Source organism: Ruegeria sp. YKSE079 (assembly GCF_059612845.1).
The window spans coordinates 57707-76443 of the sequence record NZ_JBXWRJ010000008.1 but is presented as its reverse complement, the minus strand read 5'-3'; the positions used below and the strand labels follow the sequence as shown (position 1 = coordinate 76443).

The 18737-nt window shown below is 60.2% G+C and carries 19 protein-coding genes; 9 read left to right on the top strand and 10 right to left on the bottom strand.

From position 1 onward, the window contains the following. Positions 1-52: 52 nt before the first annotated feature. Both accD and AC2FMY_RS09230 read left to right on the top strand, forming a co-directional pair. Entirely contained in the window at positions 53-988 is a 936-nt protein-coding gene (gene accD, locus AC2FMY_RS09235) for an acetyl-CoA carboxylase, carboxyltransferase subunit beta (RefSeq protein WP_496807284.1), read from the top strand. Continuing rightward, positions 985-2259, top strand: coding sequence for a bifunctional folylpolyglutamate synthase/dihydrofolate synthase (locus AC2FMY_RS09230; RefSeq protein WP_496807283.1), 1275 nt, complete (start codon positions 985-987; stop codon positions 2257-2259). Before accD ends, AC2FMY_RS09230 begins: the two co-directional genes overlap by 4 nt. A 63-nt stretch (positions 2260-2322) precedes the next feature. Here AC2FMY_RS09230 and zapE read toward each other — a convergent pair whose 3' ends face one another. Beyond that, positions 2323-3381, bottom strand: a complete 1059-nt coding sequence (gene zapE, locus AC2FMY_RS09225; protein WP_480748458.1) for a cell division protein ZapE — start codon at positions 3379-3381, stop codon at positions 2323-2325. 149 nt (positions 3382-3530) lie between these two features. Between zapE and AC2FMY_RS09220 the strand changes: the two genes are divergently transcribed. Then, positions 3531-4772: an MFS transporter gene (locus tag AC2FMY_RS09220; protein WP_496807282.1), complete on the top strand. Its 1242-nt coding sequence runs from the start codon at positions 3531-3533 to the stop codon at positions 4770-4772. On the opposite strand, the gene AC2FMY_RS09215 is transcribed toward AC2FMY_RS09220, so the two are convergent. Together AC2FMY_RS09215 and AC2FMY_RS09210 are read right to left on the bottom strand one after the other, a co-directional pair. Further along, on the bottom strand, positions 4773-5681 hold the full coding sequence (locus AC2FMY_RS09215; RefSeq protein ID WP_480748460.1) for an ornithine cyclodeaminase family protein: 909 nt from the start codon (positions 5679-5681) through the stop codon (positions 4773-4775). Continuing rightward, entirely contained in the window at positions 5678-6298 is a 621-nt protein-coding gene (locus tag AC2FMY_RS09210) for an HAD family hydrolase (RefSeq protein ID WP_496744294.1), read from the bottom strand. The genes AC2FMY_RS09215 and AC2FMY_RS09210 overlap by 4 nt, the downstream gene beginning before the upstream one ends. 215 nt (positions 6299-6513) lie before the next feature. Between AC2FMY_RS09210 and AC2FMY_RS09205 the strand changes: the two genes are divergently transcribed. Next, positions 6514-8316, top strand: coding sequence for an adenylate/guanylate cyclase domain-containing protein (locus AC2FMY_RS09205; protein ID WP_496807281.1), 1803 nt, complete (start codon positions 6514-6516; stop codon positions 8314-8316). Between the two features lie 17 nt (positions 8317-8333). Here AC2FMY_RS09205 and AC2FMY_RS09200 read toward each other — a convergent pair whose 3' ends face one another. The 3 genes from AC2FMY_RS09200 to fghA are packed head-to-tail and all read right to left on the bottom strand — an operon-like array spanning position 8334 to position 11095. Further along, complete coding sequence (locus AC2FMY_RS09200) at positions 8334-8786, bottom strand: YaiI/YqxD family protein (RefSeq protein ID WP_480748463.1); 453 nt, start codon at positions 8784-8786, stop codon at positions 8334-8336. Continuing rightward, the gene (gene sthA, locus AC2FMY_RS09195) at positions 8783-10258 is read right to left on the bottom strand and encodes a Si-specific NAD(P)(+) transhydrogenase (RefSeq protein WP_496807280.1); all 1476 of its coding nucleotides are present in this window, start codon (positions 10256-10258) and stop codon (positions 8783-8785) included. The genes AC2FMY_RS09200 and sthA overlap by 4 nt, the downstream gene beginning before the upstream one ends. 3 nt (positions 10259-10261) lie before the next feature. After that, the gene (gene fghA, locus AC2FMY_RS09190) at positions 10262-11095 is read right to left on the bottom strand and encodes an S-formylglutathione hydrolase (RefSeq protein WP_496807279.1); all 834 of its coding nucleotides are present in this window, start codon (positions 11093-11095) and stop codon (positions 10262-10264) included. Between the two features lie 191 nt (positions 11096-11286). Between fghA and AC2FMY_RS09185 the strand changes: the two genes are divergently transcribed. Further along, positions 11287-11628: a cupin domain-containing protein gene (locus tag AC2FMY_RS09185; RefSeq protein WP_496744302.1), complete on the top strand. Its 342-nt coding sequence runs from the start codon at positions 11287-11289 to the stop codon at positions 11626-11628. Between the two features lie 2 nt (positions 11629-11630). Here the strand turns inward: AC2FMY_RS09185 and AC2FMY_RS09180 are convergent, their stop codons facing one another. Continuing rightward, positions 11631-12554, bottom strand: a complete 924-nt coding sequence (locus AC2FMY_RS09180) for an AEC family transporter (protein ID WP_480748467.1) — start codon at positions 12552-12554, stop codon at positions 11631-11633. 44 nt (positions 12555-12598) lie between these two features. Next, complete coding sequence (gene mbfA / locus AC2FMY_RS09175) at positions 12599-13573, bottom strand: iron exporter MbfA (RefSeq protein WP_480748468.1); 975 nt, start codon at positions 13571-13573, stop codon at positions 12599-12601. A 128-nt stretch (positions 13574-13701) separates the two neighbouring features. Here mbfA and AC2FMY_RS09170 point away from each other — a divergent pair, with 128 nt between their 5' ends. From AC2FMY_RS09170 to AC2FMY_RS09160, 3 genes are all read left to right on the top strand, one after another. Next, positions 13702-14331: a TetR/AcrR family transcriptional regulator gene (locus AC2FMY_RS09170; RefSeq protein ID WP_480748469.1), complete on the top strand. Its 630-nt coding sequence runs from the start codon at positions 13702-13704 to the stop codon at positions 14329-14331. Between the two features lie 353 nt (positions 14332-14684). Beyond that, a complete protein-coding gene (locus AC2FMY_RS09165) occupies positions 14685-15470 on the top strand; it encodes a phosphodiesterase (RefSeq protein WP_496744305.1) in 786 nt (261 codons plus the stop codon). 3 nt (positions 15471-15473) lie between these two features. After that, positions 15474-16337 (top strand): EamA family transporter, encoded by an 864-nt coding sequence (locus AC2FMY_RS09160; protein ID WP_496744307.1) that lies wholly within the window; start codon positions 15474-15476, stop codon positions 16335-16337. Positions 16338-16360: 23 nt separating this feature from the next. On the opposite strand, the gene AC2FMY_RS09155 is transcribed toward AC2FMY_RS09160, so the two are convergent. Next, positions 16361-17098, bottom strand: a complete 738-nt coding sequence (locus tag AC2FMY_RS09155) for an NYN domain-containing protein (protein WP_496807278.1) — start codon at positions 17096-17098, stop codon at positions 16361-16363. A gap of 87 nt (positions 17099-17185) precedes the next feature. After that, positions 17186-18298, bottom strand: a complete 1113-nt coding sequence (locus tag AC2FMY_RS09150) for an S-(hydroxymethyl)glutathione dehydrogenase/class III alcohol dehydrogenase (RefSeq protein WP_480748472.1) — start codon at positions 18296-18298, stop codon at positions 17186-17188. A 130-nt stretch (positions 18299-18428) separates the two neighbouring features. On the opposite strand from AC2FMY_RS09150, the gene AC2FMY_RS09145 reads away from it, so the two are divergent. Beyond that, positions 18429-18722, top strand: coding sequence for an I78 family peptidase inhibitor (locus AC2FMY_RS09145; protein WP_496807277.1), 294 nt, complete (start codon positions 18429-18431; stop codon positions 18720-18722). The last annotated feature ends 15 nt before the right edge of the window (positions 18723-18737 follow it).

Below are 18737 nucleotides of genomic sequence, written 5' to 3'. Positions count from 1 at the left end.
TCCTGACGCAGGGTCTTATGTGACCTGAACGCAGTACAATCAGGGTTCTGTCATGAACTGGATCACAAACTACGTCCGTCCGCGGATCAACTCGATTTTCTCGCGTCGCGAAGTGCCCGAGAATCTCTGGCAGAAATGCGACGAGTGCGGAACGATGCTGTTCCACCGCGAGTTGGCGGATAATCAGAACGTCTGTACCCATTGCGATCACCACATGGCGATCACCCCGCGCGACCGGTTCAGGGCGTTGTTCGATGGCGGCATCTTTACCGAGGTTGCCGTGCCTGCGCCCACCGCAGATCCGCTGCATTTCCGCGATCAGAAGAAATACCCCGACCGCATGAAGGCGGCGCAGAAGAAAACCGGCGAGAAAGAGGCGATGCTGGTCGCCGCCGGCGAGATCGGGCGCACGCCGATCATCGCCGCCGCACAGGATTTCAGCTTCATGGGCGGCTCGATGGGCATGTTCGTGGGCAACGCCATCATCGCCGCCGCGCAAGAGGCGGTGAAACTCAAGCGCCCGCTGATCCTGTTCTCGGCCGCTGGCGGCGCCCGGATGCAGGAAGGTATCCTGAGCCTGATGCAGATGCCGCGCACCACCGTCGCGGTGCAGATGCTGAAAGAGGCGGGCCTGCCCTATATCGTGGTCCTGACCCACCCCACTACCGGTGGCGTCACCGCCTCTTACGCGATGCTGGGGGATGTGCATATTTCGGAACCCAACGCGCTGATCTGCTTTGCCGGGCCGCGCGTCATCGAACAGACCATCCGCGAGAAACTGCCCGAAGGGTTCCAGCGCGCGGAATACCTGCTGGATCACGGCATGCTGGATCGGGTGACCAAGCGCACCGAGATGCGGGACGAGCTGATCACCATCACCCGCATGCTGCTGAATCTGCCGCCCGCGATTGCCGGTGATCTGCCCTCGCCGGATGTCCAGGAACCCAAGGCCGAGGCGGCCCCAGCCGAGGCTGAAACCGAGAAATGAACGCGCCCACATCCGACCTCATCCTGGACCGGATGATGGCGCTGCATCCCAAGATCATCGATTTGACGCTGGATCGTGTCTGGCGGCTGTTGTCGGCGCTGGACAATCCGCAAGACAAGCTGCCGCCGGTGATCCACATCGCCGGAACCAACGGCAAGGGATCGACCCAGGCGATGATCCGCGCCGGGCTGGAAGCTGTTGGGCGCAGCGTGCATGCCTATACCTCGCCGCATCTGGCGCGGTTTCATGAACGCATCCGCGTTGCTGGTGAGCTGATTTCCGAACCCGACCTGACGGCGGTTCTGGATGAATGCTATACCGCCAATGGCGGCGAGAACATTACCTATTTCGAAATCACCACCTGTGCGGCCCTGCTGGCCTTTGCCCGCGCGCGGGCGGATTTCACGCTGCTCGAGGTCGGCCTTGGCGGGCGGCTTGATGCAACCAATGTCATCGACCAACCGGCAGTTTCCGTGATTACCCCGATCTCGATCGATCACGAACAATATCTGGGCAACACGCTGGCCAAGATTGCAGCGGAAAAGGCCGGGATCATCAAGCGCGGCGTGCCCTGCATCGTGGGACCACAACCAGACGAGGCGATGGAGGTGATCGAAGCTACCGCCGCCCGGCTCGGCGCGCCGCTGATCGCCTATGGCCAGCACTGGCATGTGCACGAAGAAAACGGGCGAATGGTTTATCAGGATGAAACCGGCCTGCGCGACCTGCCGCTGCCGAACCTGATGGGCGCACATCAGGTTCAGAACGCCGGCGCGGCGCTTGCCGTGCTGCGCCATCTGGACATGGGCGATGCGGCCTATGAGGCCGCAGTGACAAATGCCTTTTGGCCCGCCCGCATGCAGCGCCTGAAAACCGGCCCTTTGGTCGAGGCCGCGCCCGAAGCCGAGCTTTGGCTCGACGGTGGTCACAACGCCGCCGCCGGTGTTGCGCTGGCGGACCTGCTGTCAAAACTGCCTGCGCGCCCGACACACCTGATTTGCGGCATGCTCAACACCAAGGATGTTACCGGCTATCTGCACCCGCTCGCCGGTCAGGCGCAAAGCCTCATAGCCGTCTCAATCCCCGGCGAAGCCAACACGCTCAGTGCTGAAGATACTGCTGCGGCGGCTGGGTCGGTCAATCTGGCGGCCGCGACCGCAGTCAGCGTGAGTGAGGCCCTGAACGCGATCATAGCCAAAGATTCCCGGGCCCGGGTGCTGATTTGCGGTTCTCTCTATCTGGCGGGCAACATCCTGCGTGAAAACGGCTAAACCGCTTCATCTTTTTGACAATATTCCGGGGGAGCCGCCAAAGGCGGCGGGGGCCGCGCCCCCTTATGCCCCCCAGCCCTCTGCCTGCATTTCGCGCAGACGCGAGGCGGTGCGTTCGAATTCAAAGGTGCCTTCGCCCTCGACATACAGCATCTCGGGTTGCGCCGCCGCCGAACAGATCAGCCGCACCTTGGCCTCGTACAAGGCGTCGATCAGGGTCACGAAGCGTTTCGCCTCGTTGAAGTTGTTGCGCGACAGGCGAGGGATATCTTCGAGCACCAGAACTTTTACCGCCTCGGCAATCGCCAGGTAATCGCCCGGCCCAAGCATCCGTCCGCACAGGTCATAGAACGACGCCCGCGCCACGCTGTTGCGAAAGGCGGGCAGAACAACCTCGCGCCCCTTGACGTGCAGCACCAGTGGTTCTGCGGGCCCTCCCGACAAATCGCGCCAGACCGCGCGGATTTTTTCCCGCGCCTCGGGGCCGATGGGCGTGAAATAGACAGGCGCTCCCTCCAGCCGATTTTGCCGGTAATCGGTGGGCGAGACCATCTCCCACACCACCAGCTGCTCCTTGATCAGTTTGATGAAGGGCAGAAACAATTGCCGGTTCAAACCGTCCTTGTACAGATCGTCCGGCACCCGGTTCGAGGTGGTGACCACCACAACGCCGGCGTCGAACAGGAACTCGAACAGGCGTCCCACGATCATCGCGTCGGTGATGTCGGTGATCTGCATTTCGTCAAAGGCCAGAACCTTGACCGATTTCACCACCTCGGCCGCCACCGGCGCCAGCGTGTCCTCGACTCCGCGTTGTCGTGCCTCATGCATCTTTGCGTGAATTTCCTGCATGAAAGCGTGGAAATGCACCCGCCGCGACGGGATGTCGCCCAACGTTTCGACAAACATGTCCATCAGCATCGACTTGCCGCGCCCGACGCCGCCCCACAGGTACAAGCCCTTGGGCGGGGGGGGCGGTTTGCGAAACAGTCCGCGCTTGACCGGTTTTGCCAGCTCCGAACGGATGCGTTCGAATTCAGGCAGCACCGCCTCCTGCGCGTCGTCCGCGTGCAAAATGCCTTCGGTCACGCGGTCGGAATATAGCGAAATCACGTCAAACATTCCTGAGGCATACCTTCCGTCTGCCGCCTTGGAAAGCGGGGAAAACCTTGCGTCATATCAATTTCCCTTATCCCCATGGCCAAATATCCTGAATTGACCCCGCATGTTTTCCCGCTAACGTCGCCGGAACAACCAACCGGGACTTCTTGATGGATCGTTCTACCCGCTTTTTGACACCTGTCCTGATCGTCGGCTGCATCATCATCATGGTGAGCTTTGCCGTGCGTGCCTCTTTCGGTGTGTTCCAGATTCCCATCGCGGCAGAGTTCGGCTGGCTGCGCGCCGACTTTTCCATGGCAATCGCGATCCAGAACCTCGCCTGGGGCATCGGGCAGCCGATCTTTGGCGCCATTGCCGAGAAGATCGGGGATCGCCGCGCCATCGTGATGGGCGCGCTGACCTATGTTGCCGGGATGGTCCTGACGGCCTGGTCCGTGACGCCGATCGAGATGCAGCTTTACGCCTGGCTTGTGGGTTTCGGCATCGCAGGAACCGGGTTCGGCGTGGTTCTGGCCGTGGTCGGGCGGGCGTCGTCGGACGCAAACCGGTCGATGTCCCTGGCCGTCGTCACCGCGGCGGGTAGCGCCGGGCAGGTGGTGGGCGCGCCCTTTGCCGAATTCCTGCTGGGTCATTTTCAGTGGCAGCAGGTCTTTGTGATCTTTGCCGCGCTTATCCTGGCGCTTGTCCTGACGCTGCCCTTCATGCGTGCGCCGACCCCGGTCGGCAGGCAGGAACTGGAAGAAAGCATGGGCCACATCCTGATGAAGGCGCTGCGCGACCCGTCCTATGCGATGATCTTTCTGGGGTTCTTCAGTTGCGGCTATCAGCTTTCGTTCATCACTGCGCATTTCCCCGCTTTCGTGACCGAGATGTGCGGCCCGATCCAACCGGGCGGCGTACTGCATTCGATGGGGATCACGACGACATCCGCGCTCGGCGCAGTCGCCATTTCGCTGGTTGGCCTCGCCAATATCGCCGGGACCCTGGCGGCCGGGTGGGCGGGCAAGCATTTCACCAAAAAATATGTGTTGGCAGGCATCTACACCGGGCGCACCATCGCGGCCGCAGCCTTCATCCTGTTGCCGATCACCCCGACATCGGTCATCGTCTTTTCGGTGGTTATGGGATCGCTCTGGCTTGCTACCGTGCCGCTGACCTCGGGGCTGGTCGCGCATCTTTACGGACTGCGCTATATGGGCACGCTTTACGGGATCGTCTTCTTCAGCCACCAGCTTGGCGGGTTCCTGGGCGTCTGGCTGGGTGGGCGGATGTACGACCTTTATGGCGACTACACCATGGTCTGGTGGGTCGGCGTGGGGGTCGGCGCCTTCAGCGCCATCGTGCACCTGCCGATCCGCGAAAACCGGACCGGCGAGGCGCAGTTGGCCTGATCACCCCGGCCACTTGTCCAGAATGTATTTGCTGGTCATCAGATCCAGATGCGCGCCGCCGCCGTTCTTGAAAAGTGAGATTGCGCCCGGTTCATAGGAAAAGGCACCCAGATCATAGAAATCGGCCAACAGGTCCGAACGCGTGATGACCCCTTCGGCCAGCGGTGTCCTGATCTCACCGATATGTTCGATCGTGGTGTCAAAGCTGTCCACGAAGATGCGCGACCGTCGCAAAGCCTCGTCATCGGCCTCGCGCATGTCGGGTCGATAGGCGCCGATCAGGTTCAGATGCTGCCCGGGGCGCAGCCATTCTCCCTGGATCACCGGGTCCGAGGACATCGTGGCCGAAATCACGATATCGGCCCGGTTCACCGCTTCGGCCAGATCCGCGGCCACATCGACGCCGCCCAGCGATGCCGCCAGTTCCTCGGCCTTGGACAAGGTCCGGTTCCACAGCCGCAGCCGGGCCCTTGGATAGGCGGCGCCAAAGGCTTCGCACAGGGATTGCCCCACGACGCCGACGCCGACGATCAGGATTTCACGGCTGTCCGGATTGGCCAGACGCAGCGCCCCCAACAGGCTGTCGCCAGCGGTCTTCCACTTGGTGACCAGATGAAAATCGACCAGCGCCGACAGGGAGCCGTCATGGTCGCTATAGACATTGACGGCACCGTTGATCAGCGGCTCCCCACGGTCGGGGTTGCGGGGAAAGATGTTCGCGGTCTTTACCGCCATGCCCAGCCCGTCAATCCAGGCTGCCCGCGACAATAGGGTGTCGGGATCACGATAAAGCAGCGTATCGCCAATCTCTGCCTTTGGCAGTCTGTGGCCGGCGGCCAAGGCTTCGGTCAGTTCCAACCAGTCGAGATTGGCCTCGCCTTCGGCAAAAGGGATCTGTGTGATGGTCATGTGGCCTCGCTTTCGGTCAATAGCCCCTCGGCCACCAGACGCTCGGCCCATCGCTGCGGGCCGGTGAAATGGTGCGTCTGCCAGCCGCGGGCGCGGGCGGTTTCGATATTGTCGATGCGGTCGTCTGCGAACAGCAGGGTTTCGGGCGGCAAACCGCAGTCCCGTTCGACCATTTCATAGATCGGCGCATGCGGTTTCACTCTTTGCATCCGGCCCGAGACATAGTGCCGGTCGAACTCGTTGAGAAAAGGATAAACCGTGCAGGAATAGTCGAAATTCTGCACTCCGAAATTGGTCAACGCGAACACCGGTACGCCCTTGGCCCGCAGCGCCCGTTGCAGCCGGACCGAATGCGGGATTTCCGGCGCGGCCAGTTCAATCCACTTGTCATGCCACATGCGGATTTCGTCGCGCCAGCCGGGGTATTTCTCGGCCCAGCCATAGATCGTTTCGGTAAAATGATGCCCCTGATCGACCAGATCGTTCATGCCATGCAGATCGACTTCGGCAAACATCGCCTTGCGCCGGTCTTCGCCGATCACACGGTCATAGTATCGCTCGGGCTGCCACTCGATCAGGACGTTGCCAATGTCGAAGATGACGGCGTTTACGGGCATCGGGTTCATCCTGTCGGGTTGTCTGAAACGGGGCAGGGCGAATGAACCAATTCGCAAGTGGATGTGCAAGCGCCAACTGCCAACGGCTTTGCCGTCTATGTCAGTCAAGTTTTGAGGGGGAGTAGTTTCAGTACAAGCTTCATTTCAGGGGGGATTGACTGGAACGCCGGCTGGCAGCCATCTTGGCCGCGGATGTTGTTGGATACTCGCGCCTTATGGGAGGCGACGAGGAAGGTACGGTCAGCGCCTTGAAATCCGTCCAGCGCCTTGTTGGCGAACAGGTAACCAGACATGGTGGCCGCATATTCGGAAGCGCTGGCGACAGTGTCATTGCCGAATTCGCCAGCCCGGTCGAAGCGGTTCGTTGCGCCGTGGGGGTACAGGCCGCAATCGGTAACCGGAACGACACTTTGATCGAAGAAAAGCGAATGTGCCTTCGCATGGGCATTCACCTTGGTGACGCCATGGCGGATGGCGACAACCTTTTGGGCGACGGGGTAAACATTGCCGCCCGGCTCGAAACTATGGCCCCGTCCGGTGGCATCTGCATCTCGAAGCCGGTCGCAGAGCAGATTGCAGGCAAGGTGGATGTCACATTTGGCAATTTTGGCAGTCATGTGCAGAAGAAGATTTCCCAGCCTGTTGAGGTCTGGACGTGGCCACCTGAGGCAGCCAGGAAAGCGAAATTCAGCAGGGCGCGGAAAGGCTTGGGGATCGCTGCGGGCGCAGCGGCCGCCGCAGCGCTTGGGTTGGTGTTCTTGTTCGGGCGCGACGACGAAGACAATCCCGGTTTGCCCACCGGCGCCAGGATTGCGATCCTTCCCTTTGAAGATGTCGGAGGCGCGCCTGAGGAAGCTTTCTTTGGCCAGGGGCTGACCCGCGACCTGAATGCGATGCTGTCCAAATCATCGAACCTGTTCGTGATTGCGCCAGAAGCGAGCAGCGCATATCGCGACGACCCAAGCTGCGACGTGATCCGGGATGAGCTGGGTGCCGACTATATCCTGGGAGGCACGGTTCGCCGGTCGAAGGATCACCTGAGGATCACCACAACTTTTACAGATGCAAAGACATGTCGTCAGTTGCCTGCGCCCGGTCCGTTTGACCGGGATTTGAGTGTGCAGGACCTGCTGGACATACAGATCGAGATTGCCAGCAAGGTTGCGGCGCAGGTCGGTTCAAGCGACGCGCCGCTGTTTCAGGCCAGCGTCCAGCAGGCGATCCGCGACAAGGCGCCGGAAAACCTTAAAGCGTATGAATGCTATCTGCTGGCTTTCTGGTTCTACCAGACATTCAGCCTGGAGGCGCACCGTAAGGCGCGTGACTGTTTGTTGCGAACCGTCGAAGAAGAGCCCGGGTTCTCCTTGGGGTGGTCGCGACTGGCTGTCAATCATCTGGAATCCAAGAAACGGTCCCTTGATACCGCTCCGAATTGGGCACAGCTGGCACGCGATGCAGCCAACCGGGCGCTGGAAGTAGACCGCGACAACCCCGATGCCTATTACGCGTTGGCGATTTTGAGTCAGATGGTCGGTGATGACAAAGCCGTCTTCATGAACCATGCAAACAGGGCCATCGAACTGAACCCCAATGATTCCTGGATTTTGGCCGATCTCGGGATCTTTCTGGCCTATTCCGGAGAGTGGGAGACAGGCAAAGATTGGATTTCACGCGCGCGCGAACTCAACCCCAAGCTCCATCCCGGATATGACAACGCTTGGGTGCTGCATGCCTATGCCCAAGGTGATTGCGAAGCGGCTCGCAATCATCTTTTGAGCATGGGAACGCCAAGTGGGCCGATGAGCCTGACCACGTTGACGGCCATTTATGCAATGAACGGAGAAGACGAAAAAGCCAGAGAGACGGCGGCTGTCCTGACAGATCAACACACCGAGTTCCTGGATGACCCCCGGGCACCCTACCGCGCGCGCGGAATGCCGGGTGACTTTATCGAGCGCCTGATGGGCGGGTTGGAAAAGGCCGGGTTGGACGTGCCACCAAATGACCCCGAACATTAAGTCTGTGGAATGGTTGCCTAGCTCCGCTGCGCTGTCCTGATTTCCCGTTCCAGCGCGTCCAGAAACCGAGACCGGTCGGCCTTGGAAAACGCCTTGCCGCCGCCGCCAGCCCCAAGTGGGTTGGCGGCGCGCAGATCGGCCATCAGGTCGCGCATCGCCAGTTGCTGGCCGATATTGGCGGCTGTGAACGCCTCGCCATTGGGGCGCAGAACCCGCGCCCCCGTCTCGACGCATTTTGCCGCCAACGGAATGTCAGAGGTTACCACCACATCCCCCTTGCCGCAGCGCTCGGCGATCCACTTGTCCGCCTCGTCCGCGCCTTCGGCCACGATCACAACCTGCACCAGCGGGTTTGGCGATGGGCGCAGCCCGCCATTCGATACCAGCATCATAGGCAACCGATGCCGCGTCGCGACCCGCTCGGCCTCGGCCTTGACAGGGCAGGCGTCGGCATCGACGTAAAGCGTCACGCCTTTTTGGCCTTTTTCTCCGCCTCCTCGGTTTCGGTTTTGACCGCGACCGGCTTCTTGCGCACCTTGAACTCGTCCGGGATTGGCATGCGGTTGAAAGCGTCGAGACCGGCGATCTTATAAGCCTCGGCCAGTGTCGGATAGTTAAAGGTGTTCTGCACGAAGTAATCCACCGTCCCTTTCAGGTTCAGCACCGCTTGAGCGATGTGGATCAACTCGGTTGCGCCTTCGCCCACGATCTGCACCCCCAGCACCCGCCGGGTCTTGAGCGAAAACAGCATTTTCAGCATGCCGTGTTCCAATCCCATGATATGCCCGCGCGAGGTTTCTCGGAACCGTGCAACGCCCACTTCATAGGGGATACCGCGTTCCTGCAATTCCTCTTCGGACATGCCGCAGGTCGACATCTCGGGGACCGAGTAAATGCCGTAAGGGTACCAGGGGCTTTCTGGCAGGGTCGGTGTCTCCAGCGCGTGGCAGGCGGCAACGCGCCCCTGCTGCAGCGAGGTCGAGGCCAGCGAGGGGTGCCCGATCACATCGCCAGTGGCATAGATATGCGGCACGGCGGTCTGATAGGTCTTGCGGTCCACATCCAACCGGTTGCGGTGGTCGGTTTCCAGCCCCACAGCCTTGAGGTTCAGGGCCGAGGTCGCACCCATGCGCCCGGCGGCAAACAGCAGCATTTCCGCGCGCACGTGGCGGCCGTTGGCCAAACTGACCTCGACATGGGTGCCCGCATCCTCGATCTTTTCAACCGCCGAGCCCAGCCGCAGATCGACACCGTTTTCGCGGATCTGGTGGGTGAACTCCTGAATGAGGGTTCGGTCGATGAAATCCAGGAAGGTCTCGCGCGGTTCGATCAGCGTCACCCGGACATCCAATGCCGAGAACATGGTGGCATATTCCACCCCGATCACACCCGCGCCGATGACAACCAGCGAGCGGGGGATCTCATCCATTTCAAGAAATTCATCGCCGTCCACGACGGTCTTGCCGTTGAACGGAACATAGTCGGGCCGATAGGTTTTGGTTCCGGTCGCGATCAGGAACTTGGCGGCGGTCAACCGGGCCGTCTCGCCAGTGTCCGCAGTCACCTCGATCTCGTGCGGGCCGATGAATTTCGCCAGTCCGTTCAGCGTTTCCACGTGGTTCCGGTTGAACTGGTGTTCCAGCACGTCGACCTGATAATCGAGCGTCTTGTGCAGACGTCCCTTCAGATCGTCGGCGCTGATCTGATCCTTGACGCGATAGGCCAGCCCGTAAAAGCTGCGCTCGCGCCAGCCCGACAGATTCAGCACCGTTTCGCGCAGGGTCTTGGACGGAATGGTTCCGGTGTGCACTGATACCCCGCCCAGTCGGTCCTTGCGGTCGATGACCAGAACCTTGCGCTTCAGCTTGCCCGCCTGAATAGCGGCGGATTTCCCCGAGGGGCCAGAGCCGATGATGATCAGATCATAGTCGAACTTGCTCATGGCTCACTCCTCATACAGCGCTTCGGCGTGAAACGAGATGTGATCTTCCATGAAGGTCGACACGAAGAAATAGGAATGGTCGTATCCGGGTTGCAACCGATTGGTGGCCTGCTGGCGGCGTTCGGCGATGGCATGGGCCAGCGCCTCGGGGCGCAGCAGGTCAATGAACTGGTCGCTGGTGCCGGTGTCGATCAGGATCGGCCCGTCAAAGCCCTTTTCCTTCATCAACAGGCTAGAGTCGTGTTTCGCCCACGCGGCCTCATCATCCCCCAGATAGGCGCTCAGTTGCTTGCGGCCCCAGTTGCTGCCCGTCGGGTTCGAGATTGGCGCAAAAGCCGAGACCGAGCGAAACCGCCCGGGCAGGTTCATCGCCAGGGTCAGAGCGCCATGCCCGCCCATCGAATGCCCGGTGATTGCCTGCCGATCGCCGTCGATGGCGAAATGCTCGGTCAGCAGCGCGGGCAGTTCCTCGGCCACATAGTTCCACATATTGAAGTGCGGCGCCCAGGGCTTTTGCGTGGCGTTGACATAAAAACCTGCCCCCTGGCCCAGATCGTAGTCTTCATGATCGGCCACGCCTTCGCCGCGTGGCGAGGTGTCGGGAAACACCAACGCGATCCCCTGTTCGGCGGCCCAGCTTTGCGCGCCCGCCTTTGTCATGGCGTTTTCGTGAGTGCAGGTCAGGCCCGACAGATACCACAGAACCGGAACTGGCCCATCCTTGGCTTCGGCGGGCAGAAACAAGCCAAAGGTCATGTCGCAACTGGTCGCGGCGCTTGCATGCCGGTACACACCCTGCACGCCGCCAAAGGCCTTGTTCTCGGAAACGGTTTCCATAATCGGGCTCCTTATTCAGTTGGCCTATCGCTACCCTTTGATGGCCGTAGGGTCCAGCGGGTGCGCGGCAGGATTGCCGTTTTTTGCGGCAGAAACCCGGGTAAACTGTCCCACATGGCAAGCGCTGCCGCGCTGGACATGCGCCAAAAAAACGGTGAAACAATTCAAGTTGACCGCAAGGGGCCGCGAACATGAGCACTTTTCTGAAACTGACGACCGATGCTGTGGAACCGGAAACCGAACGTCCGGCTCCCGAAAAGGTGATCTTTGGCGATCCCGTTTTCACCACATGGAACGCGGAAGAAATCGATGGCCTGTACTGTGGCATCTGGCAGTCAACGCCCGGCAAATGGCGGATATCCTATGACGAATGGGAGTATTGCCGCATTCTGGAGGGCCGCTCGATCATCACTGGCGATGACGGAACAGAATACCCGCTGCAAGCCGGCGACAGCTTCATCCTGCGCCCGGGTTTCAGCGGTACGTGGGAGGTGATCGAAACCACCCGCAAGGATTATGTGATCCGTTTTTGACCTCAGGTGATCCAGGCGATTACCGCCGGGACCGTCAGGATCGACAGCACCGTCGAGATCAGGATGGCGGCTGAGGCCCGATGCGGCGCGACACCATAATGCGCCGCCAGCATATAGACATTGCCCGCCACCGGCAGCGCGGCGGCGGCGATGGCGACGGTGGCGGCGAATGGATCGACCGGGATCAGCCACAACAGCGCAACCGCGACCAATGCGGGATGGACGGCCAGTTTACAGAAACTGAGCCAGCCCGCGATCTGAACCCGCTCGGCCGACTTGCTGGCAAGTGACGCGCCGATGGCGAACAGCGCGCCGGGCGTCGCCGCGCCACCCAGAATGGTCAGGAAGTTTTCCAGCGGCGCCGGAACCGGCAGCCGGATGGCAGACCAAAGAAGGCCGATGCTGATCGACACGATCATCGGGTTTTTAAGCAGGCCGACCCCGATCAGCCGCAGGGTACCCAGTGTCAGTTTCCCGTCCCGCCCGCCGTTGATCAGGATGACGATGAGCGACGAAAACACCACCAGATCGACTGTCAGGACCAGCATCATCGGCCCGATCGCGGCTTCGGTGAACAACAGGGCCATCATTGGAAGCCCCAGAAAACCCACGTTGCCGATGGCGGCGCATTGCGCCTCGACCGCCGCTGTCGGCACATCAAGCCCGCGCAGATAGGCCACCAGCGTCGCCAGCGCATAAACGCCGGCGGTGCCGATCAGATAGCCAATTATCAGCCGGCCATCGAAAATCTCGGCAAAGGGCAGGGTGGCCGAGAACCGGAACAGCATCGCCGACAGGGCGAAATAGAACACGAACTTGGTCAGATAGGCCGTGGCGTCTTCGGTAAAGAAACGGCTGCGCCCGGCCCAGTATCCCAGGCCGATGATCGCAAAGAATGGCAATGTGCGCAGGAATATCTCGACCATGGTGGAATTGGTAACATGATTTTACCGATTAACAAGTCCGTGCGTCACCCGCTGCCGATCAGGATACCGGCGGCCAGAACCAGTGCACCACCCAGAACCACCTGGAACGCCGCACGGAAGAAAGGCGTTTCCATATACCTGTTCTGAATCCACGCAATTGCCCACAGCTCAAAGAACACGATAATCACAGCGATGGTTGTCGCGGTCCAGAATTCGGGAATCAGATAGGGCAGAGCGTGACCTAATCCGCCCAACGTGGTCATGACGCCCGAGGCAAGGCCGCGTTTCACCGGAGACCCGCGCCCCGACAATTCCCCATCGTCCGAGGCTGCTTCGGTAAAGCCCATCGAAATACCCGCCCCGACCGAGGCAGCGACGCCGACCAGAAACGTGGTCCACGTATCCTGCGTGGCAAACGCGGTGGCAAAGATGGGGGCCAGCGTCGACACAGACCCGTCCATCAACCCGGCCAAACCCGGCTGCACCCAGGTCAGAACGAATTGCCGGTGCGCAGTTGCATCCTCGGTTGCGCGGATTTCGTCATCCAGATGCGTTTGCTCCAGTTCCGACGCGGTGGCCTGGTGCCCGGCCTCTGCCGCCGCCAGATCGCCCAGCAGCTTGCGGGTTGCGGCATCCGACGTGCGTTTTGCCGCAGCCAGATAGAACCGCTCGGCGTCACGCTCCATCGCTTCGGCCTCGGTCCGGATACGGTCGATACCCAAATTCTCTACCAGCCAGACGGGGCGGCGCGCATAATATCCCGCCACGTGTTCACGCCGGATCAGCGGGATTACCGGGCCGAACCGCGACTCATGCAAGGCGATCAGGCGGGCACGGTGCTGGTCTTCCTCCGCCGCCATCCCGTCGAATATCTTGGCGGTCGCCGGATAGTCGCCGCGCAGCATCTCGGCATAGGATCGATAGATGCGCGCATCGTCCTCTTCCGACGAAATGGCCAGCGCGATGACCTCTTGCTCGGACAGGTCGCGGAAGTGTTTGCGCTGAGTAAGAAATCGCATTGCCTGCCTCATTATTAGAACGGTTCTAAGATAGTAATTGCGCTAGATCATGCAACTGCTTCGGCGAATCGTTGAAACTGAACTGAACGGTTTATACATTTGATAGACCGAATATCGCAGGAGACACCATGACTCAGAGCGCCGCAATCCTTCGCACCGGTCGAAAATTCGATCAGGTCCTGCAAGGCGCGCGCGAGGTTTTCATGGCAGACGGGTTCGAAGGCGCCAGCGTAGATGACATTGCGCGCGTGGCGGGCGTTTCCAAGGCGACGCTTTACAGCTATTTCCCCGACAAGCGGCTTTTGTTCATGGAGGTGGCGCAGACCGAGTGCCGCCTGATGTCCGAACGCATTCTGTCGATGATCGACGAATCCAAGCCAGCACGCGAGGTCCTGACTATCGCGGCCACGCAGTTGACCGGGTTTCTGGTGTCGGATTTCGCGCAGAAGGTGTTCCGCATCTGCATGGCCGAACGGGATCGTTTCCCCGAGCTTGGACAGGCTTTCTATGCGGCCGGTCCCGAGAACGGCCAACGCCAGATGACCGAATATCTGGAAAAGGCCGTCGCCAAGGGAGAACTGGTGATCGACGACGTCCAGATCGCCGCCGAGCAGTTTTCGGAACTGTGCAAAACCCGGCTTTGGATGCGCGCGGCCTTTGGCATCCAGAGCCGTTTTTCGCAGGAAGAGATCGACGAGGTAGCCCTGCAGGCTGTCGATACCTTCATGGCTCGGTATGGGGCGAAAAAAGCGTCTTGAAATACGTCGCCATCCTCAATTGATCTGCATTACCAGTTGGTCAATCCCGCCTGTTTAGCTTTTGATCCGTGGAGGCTTGGAAAGATCGTATGCATCTTCGCCGCGATTTCGACCTCCGCTTCCAGCATTCTCACTGTAAAAGGTAATGGTCTGAGCGGCCATTCTATCATCGAGAACCAGATACCTCAGGTGTTCTCTCGGTCGCGCCGGACATGACGCCGGTCGTCAAAGCCAAACCGAACCCGTGAAACATGTCGCGTTCAGGCGAGAAGGTCACCGAACTGGTTGTCAAGCCTTGTGCGACAGTTGGATATCGTCAATGTCCAGTATGCAGATCATAGGGAAATATGCGGATGAAGTTCATTCATATCACGGACATCCATCTTGTTCGCGGGGACGGCCCGTTGAACGGCGGTGTGCCTTCCGAACGGCTGGACGCCTGTCTAAACGACATCGAACAGTGGCACGCCGATGCTGCCTTTTGCGTGATTTCGGGCGACCTGGCCGAATTTGCCGAGGCCGAGGCCTATGAGGCGCTCAAGGTGCGTTTGGCTGCTTTCCCGCTGCCCTGCTTTCTGCTGATCGGCAATCATGACGATCGGGCTGTGTTCCAATCGGTTTTCCCCGACCATCCCAAGGACGCCAACGGTTTTGTCCAGCACCGGCACGAGACAGACCAGGGTGTTTTCCTGTTCCTCGACTCCACCAAGAACGGGCAGGGCGTGCATGAAGGGCAGCTTTGCCCCGACCGTCTGGACTGGCTGAAGGCGCAACTTGCCCAAGCGGGGAACAAACCCACCTATCTGTTCCTGCATCACCCGCCCTTCGACATTGGCATCCCTTTTGTGGACGAAATCCGGCTGGTCGAGGCCGACGCGTTTGCCGAAACCCTTAAGCACGGGCGCAACATCCGGCACGTGTTTTTTGGCCATGTGCATCGCATGACCTATGTGAACTGGCGTGGTATCCCATTCACCAGCTTGCCCAGCCTCAACCACCAGATCCCGCTGAACGCGGCCAGCGTCGACGGTGCATTCTGTGACGAGCCTCCGGCCTATGGTGTGGTGCAGATCGGGGATGACCAGTTGACGGTGCATTTCAACACTTTCCTGCAGCGCAACCCCCTGCACCAGACCTGAGGTATGGAGCTGTACTGGATTGCCCTTGTCCTGATCTCGGCGGTGACTCACCCGCTGCGGGACCTGACACTGAAGGGGGCGGCGCATCCGGTGTCGTGCTATGTCGGGGTGTCGTCGACGTGGGTGATCCTGGCGGCGGTACATACGCTTGCAACCGGGCAAGACCTGAGTCTGCCGCGCGAAACCTGGCCCTTTGTGGTGATTTCGGCCCTTGGGCTGACATTGTATTATTACGGCACCCTGTCGGCCCTGCGGCGTGGAAACCTGTCGGTCTATTACCCGATCATCCGGTCCTCGCCGATCGCCATTGTCGCTTTCAGCTGGCTGGCGCTGGATCAGCAATACTCGTGGCTTACCCTGCTGGGGATCGCGCTGGTTCTGCTGGGCAGCCTGATGATCCAGAAATCGCCGGGCGGTTTGCTGCACGATCACAAGGCGTTCGCGCTGGCGGTCATGGCGATGTTGGGTTCTGCGGCCTATTCGTTGAGCGATGCCAATGCAATGCGACAGGCCGACCCGGCGCCTTTCCTGTTTCATACCTATGTTCTGGTGACGCCACTGCTTGCCGGTATCAGGGCGTGGGAAGATCGCCGCCTGTCGGCCCCGTTTCTGGGGGTCGTGCGCGGCTGGACGCTGGCGCCGGGGCGTATCATTTTTGCCGGGATCGCGTCCTATCTGTCCTACCTGTTCATCCTGACCGCCTTTCAGCTTGGGGCTGAGGCCGCGTCGGTCAGCGCGGTACGGCAGGCGTCGATTCCGGTTTCGGTGATCCTTGCCGCCTTAATCCTGAAAGAGCCCCGCTTTCTGCACCGCATCGGCTGGGCCAGCCTGATCGCGCTGGGGATCTTGTCGATTACGCTGTCTTGAGGCGTGCGCTTGGACAAAGAGCGTCAGTCATCGCGCGTCTTGATTTTGAAACCACCGTTGTCCCCAGTTTCCTGGAAACGACCGATTGCGCGTACTAGGTCGCTTAATCTTTTGAAACCAAAGGTGCGCGCGTCGAAATCGGGATAGCGCTTGCCCAGCTCGCTGCCGACATAGCTCAGACTTGCCCAACCATCCGGCTCCTTCGTGTTGAGCACGACATTTCGTATAAGTTGATAAGCTTTGTTCAAGTCCGGTTTCTGCGCCAAAGATTTATCGTTTGCGGCCTCGGGCGCGACATTTGGCTCCAGGTTCTCGATATAGATGAAGCGTTTGCATGCCGCGACAAATGCTGCGGGCGTCTTCCTCATTCCTATTCCGATGACACTCAGACCTTGTTCCCGGATGCGGCTCGCCAAGCGAGTGAAATCGCTGTCGGAAGAGATCAGCACAAAACCGTCAAATCGGGCAGAGTGCAATATGTCCATCGCATCGATGACGAGCGCGATGTCGCTGGAATTCTTGCCAGTCGTATTGGCGAACTGCTGGTGTGGAACGATGGCATGCTGCGCCAGCGTTTCCTTGTCCCAACCCTGTGGCGATCCGTTGGAGAAATCGCCATAAATCCGTCGGATGCTGGCTTCGCCGAGGGAAGCGACCTCGTCAAAGATGGCTTGCGCGTGTTTAGCGGCGATGTTGTCGGCGTCTATCAGTACAGCCAGTCGGTCACTTCGTTTTTCAATCACTTCAATTCCCCAGATCAACCAATGGTTTAGAGTTAAGAGTGATTTTTCCCATTAATAGAGGCGGGCGAAAGTTTCCGCCCGCCTCACCACCCGCCCGAAGCGGGATCAATAAATCACGACACTCCGGATGCTTTCGCCGGCATGCATCAGATCAAAGCCCTTGTTGATGTCGTCCAGACCCATGGTGTGGGTAATCATCGGGTCGATCTCGATCTTGCCTTCCATGTACCAGTCGACGATCTTGGGCACGTCGGTGCGGCCTCGCGCGCCGCCGAACGCGGTGCCGCGCCACGAACGACCGGTGACCAGCTGGAACGGGCGGGTCGAGATTTCGGCCCCCGCAGGCGCCACGCCGATGATGATCGATTCACCCCAGCCCTTGTGCGCAGACTCGAGCGCCGCGCGCATCACACCAACGTTGCCTGTGGCGTCGAACGTATAATCCGCACCGCCCTTGGTCAGGTTGACCAGATAGGGCACCAGATCACCTTCAACCTCGGACGGGTTCACAAAGTCGGTCATGCCGAATTTGGTGGCCATTTCCACCTTGGCGGGGTTCAGGTCGACGCCGACGATCTGGTCTGCTCCGGCCAGACGCAGGCCCTGAATGACATTCAGGCCGATCCCGCCCAGACCGAACACGATGGCGCGGCTGCCGATTTCCACCTTGGCCGTGTTGATTACCGCGCCGATGCCGGTGGTCACGCCGCAGCCGATATAGCAGATCTTGTCGAACGGCGCGTCCTCGCGCACCTTGGCCAGCGCGATTTCAGGCAGCACCGTGTGGTTCGAGAAGGTCGAGCAGCCCATGTAATGCAGGATCGGATCGCCATCCAGCGTCGAAAAGCGCGAGGTGCCGTCGGGCATCAGGCCCTGACCCTGGGTCGTCCGGATCGCCTGACACAGGTTGGTTTTGGGATGCAGGCAGTATTCGCACTCGCGACATTCCGGCGTGTAAAGCGGGATCACGTGATCGCCCGGCTTCAGGCTGGTCACGCCTGGGCCGACCTCGACCACCACGCCCGCGCCTTCGTGGCCCAGAATGGCCGGGAACAGGCCTTCGGGGTCAGCGCCCGACAGGGTGAACTCGTCGGTGTGGCAGATGCCGGTGGCCTTGATTTCGACCAGTACCTCGCCCGCTTTGGGTCCTTCGAGGTTCACGTCCATCACTTCCAAGGGTTTGCCCGCCTGAAGGGCAACAGCGGCACGGGTACGCATGATGCAATTTCTCCCTGTTAATTTCGCACGACCCTGCGTCAATTACAGGGATTCTTCAACACTCGTTTCATCGCAGGCCGGTTTGCAATAAGATCACACAGAACCGACATCACCGCGTGAAGGAGCGCCAATGTACCGATTTCTCATGGTTTTACCTCTGCTGGCCGCGTGCGGAGGAACCGAGCCCGTGGATACGGGTGACCCCGACCCTGCACCAGAACCGGCCCCGGTCGATTTGACCTTTTGCGACGGGGAAGCTTTTGCCGGCGCCGTAGGGCAACCGGTATCCGGCATTCAGGCCAGCCTGCCGGACAAGGCGCGGGTGCTGGAGCCCGACAGCATCGCCACGCAGGATTACCGCATCGACCGGTTGAATGTTTTTGTGGATGACAGCGGTATCATTCAGCGGCTGACCTGCGGCTAGGCCCCTCTCGACTCG

Bases quoted from the DNA above. Each gene is read 5' to 3' on its own strand.
- accD (WP_496807284.1), top strand. From the start codon at position 53: ATGAACTGGATCACAAACTACGTCCGTCCGCGGATCAACTCGATTTTC.
- AC2FMY_RS09230 (WP_496807283.1), top strand. From the start codon at position 985: ATGAACGCGCCCACATCCGACCTCATCCTGGACCGGATGATGGCGCTG.
- zapE (WP_480748458.1), bottom strand. From the start codon at position 3,381: ATGTTTGACGTGATTTCGCTATATTCCGACCGCGTGACCGAAGGCATT.
- AC2FMY_RS09220 (WP_496807282.1), top strand. From the start codon at position 3,531: ATGGATCGTTCTACCCGCTTTTTGACACCTGTCCTGATCGTCGGCTGC.
- AC2FMY_RS09215 (WP_480748460.1), bottom strand. From the start codon at position 5,681: ATGACCATCACACAGATCCCTTTTGCCGAAGGCGAGGCCAATCTCGAC.
- AC2FMY_RS09210 (WP_496744294.1), bottom strand. From the start codon at position 6,298: ATGCCCGTAAACGCCGTCATCTTCGACATTGGCAACGTCCTGATCGAG.
- AC2FMY_RS09205 (WP_496807281.1), top strand. From the start codon at position 6,514: ATGGGAGGCGACGAGGAAGGTACGGTCAGCGCCTTGAAATCCGTCCAG.
- sthA (WP_496807280.1), bottom strand. From the start codon at position 10,258: ATGAGCAAGTTCGACTATGATCTGATCATCATCGGCTCTGGCCCCTCG.
- fghA (WP_496807279.1), bottom strand. From the start codon at position 11,095: ATGGAAACCGTTTCCGAGAACAAGGCCTTTGGCGGCGTGCAGGGTGTG.
- AC2FMY_RS09185 (WP_496744302.1), top strand. From the start codon at position 11,287: ATGAGCACTTTTCTGAAACTGACGACCGATGCTGTGGAACCGGAAACC.
- AC2FMY_RS09180 (WP_480748467.1), bottom strand. From the start codon at position 12,554: ATGGTCGAGATATTCCTGCGCACATTGCCATTCTTTGCGATCATCGGC.
- mbfA (WP_480748468.1), bottom strand. From the start codon at position 13,573: ATGCGATTTCTTACTCAGCGCAAACACTTCCGCGACCTGTCCGAGCAA.
- AC2FMY_RS09170 (WP_480748469.1), top strand. From the start codon at position 13,702: ATGACTCAGAGCGCCGCAATCCTTCGCACCGGTCGAAAATTCGATCAG.
- AC2FMY_RS09165 (WP_496744305.1), top strand. From the start codon at position 14,685: ATGAAGTTCATTCATATCACGGACATCCATCTTGTTCGCGGGGACGGC.
- AC2FMY_RS09160 (WP_496744307.1), top strand. From the start codon at position 15,474: ATGGAGCTGTACTGGATTGCCCTTGTCCTGATCTCGGCGGTGACTCAC.
- AC2FMY_RS09150 (WP_480748472.1), bottom strand. From the start codon at position 18,298: ATGCGTACCCGTGCCGCTGTTGCCCTTCAGGCGGGCAAACCCTTGGAA.
- AC2FMY_RS09145 (WP_496807277.1), top strand. From the start codon at position 18,429: ATGTACCGATTTCTCATGGTTTTACCTCTGCTGGCCGCGTGCGGAGGA.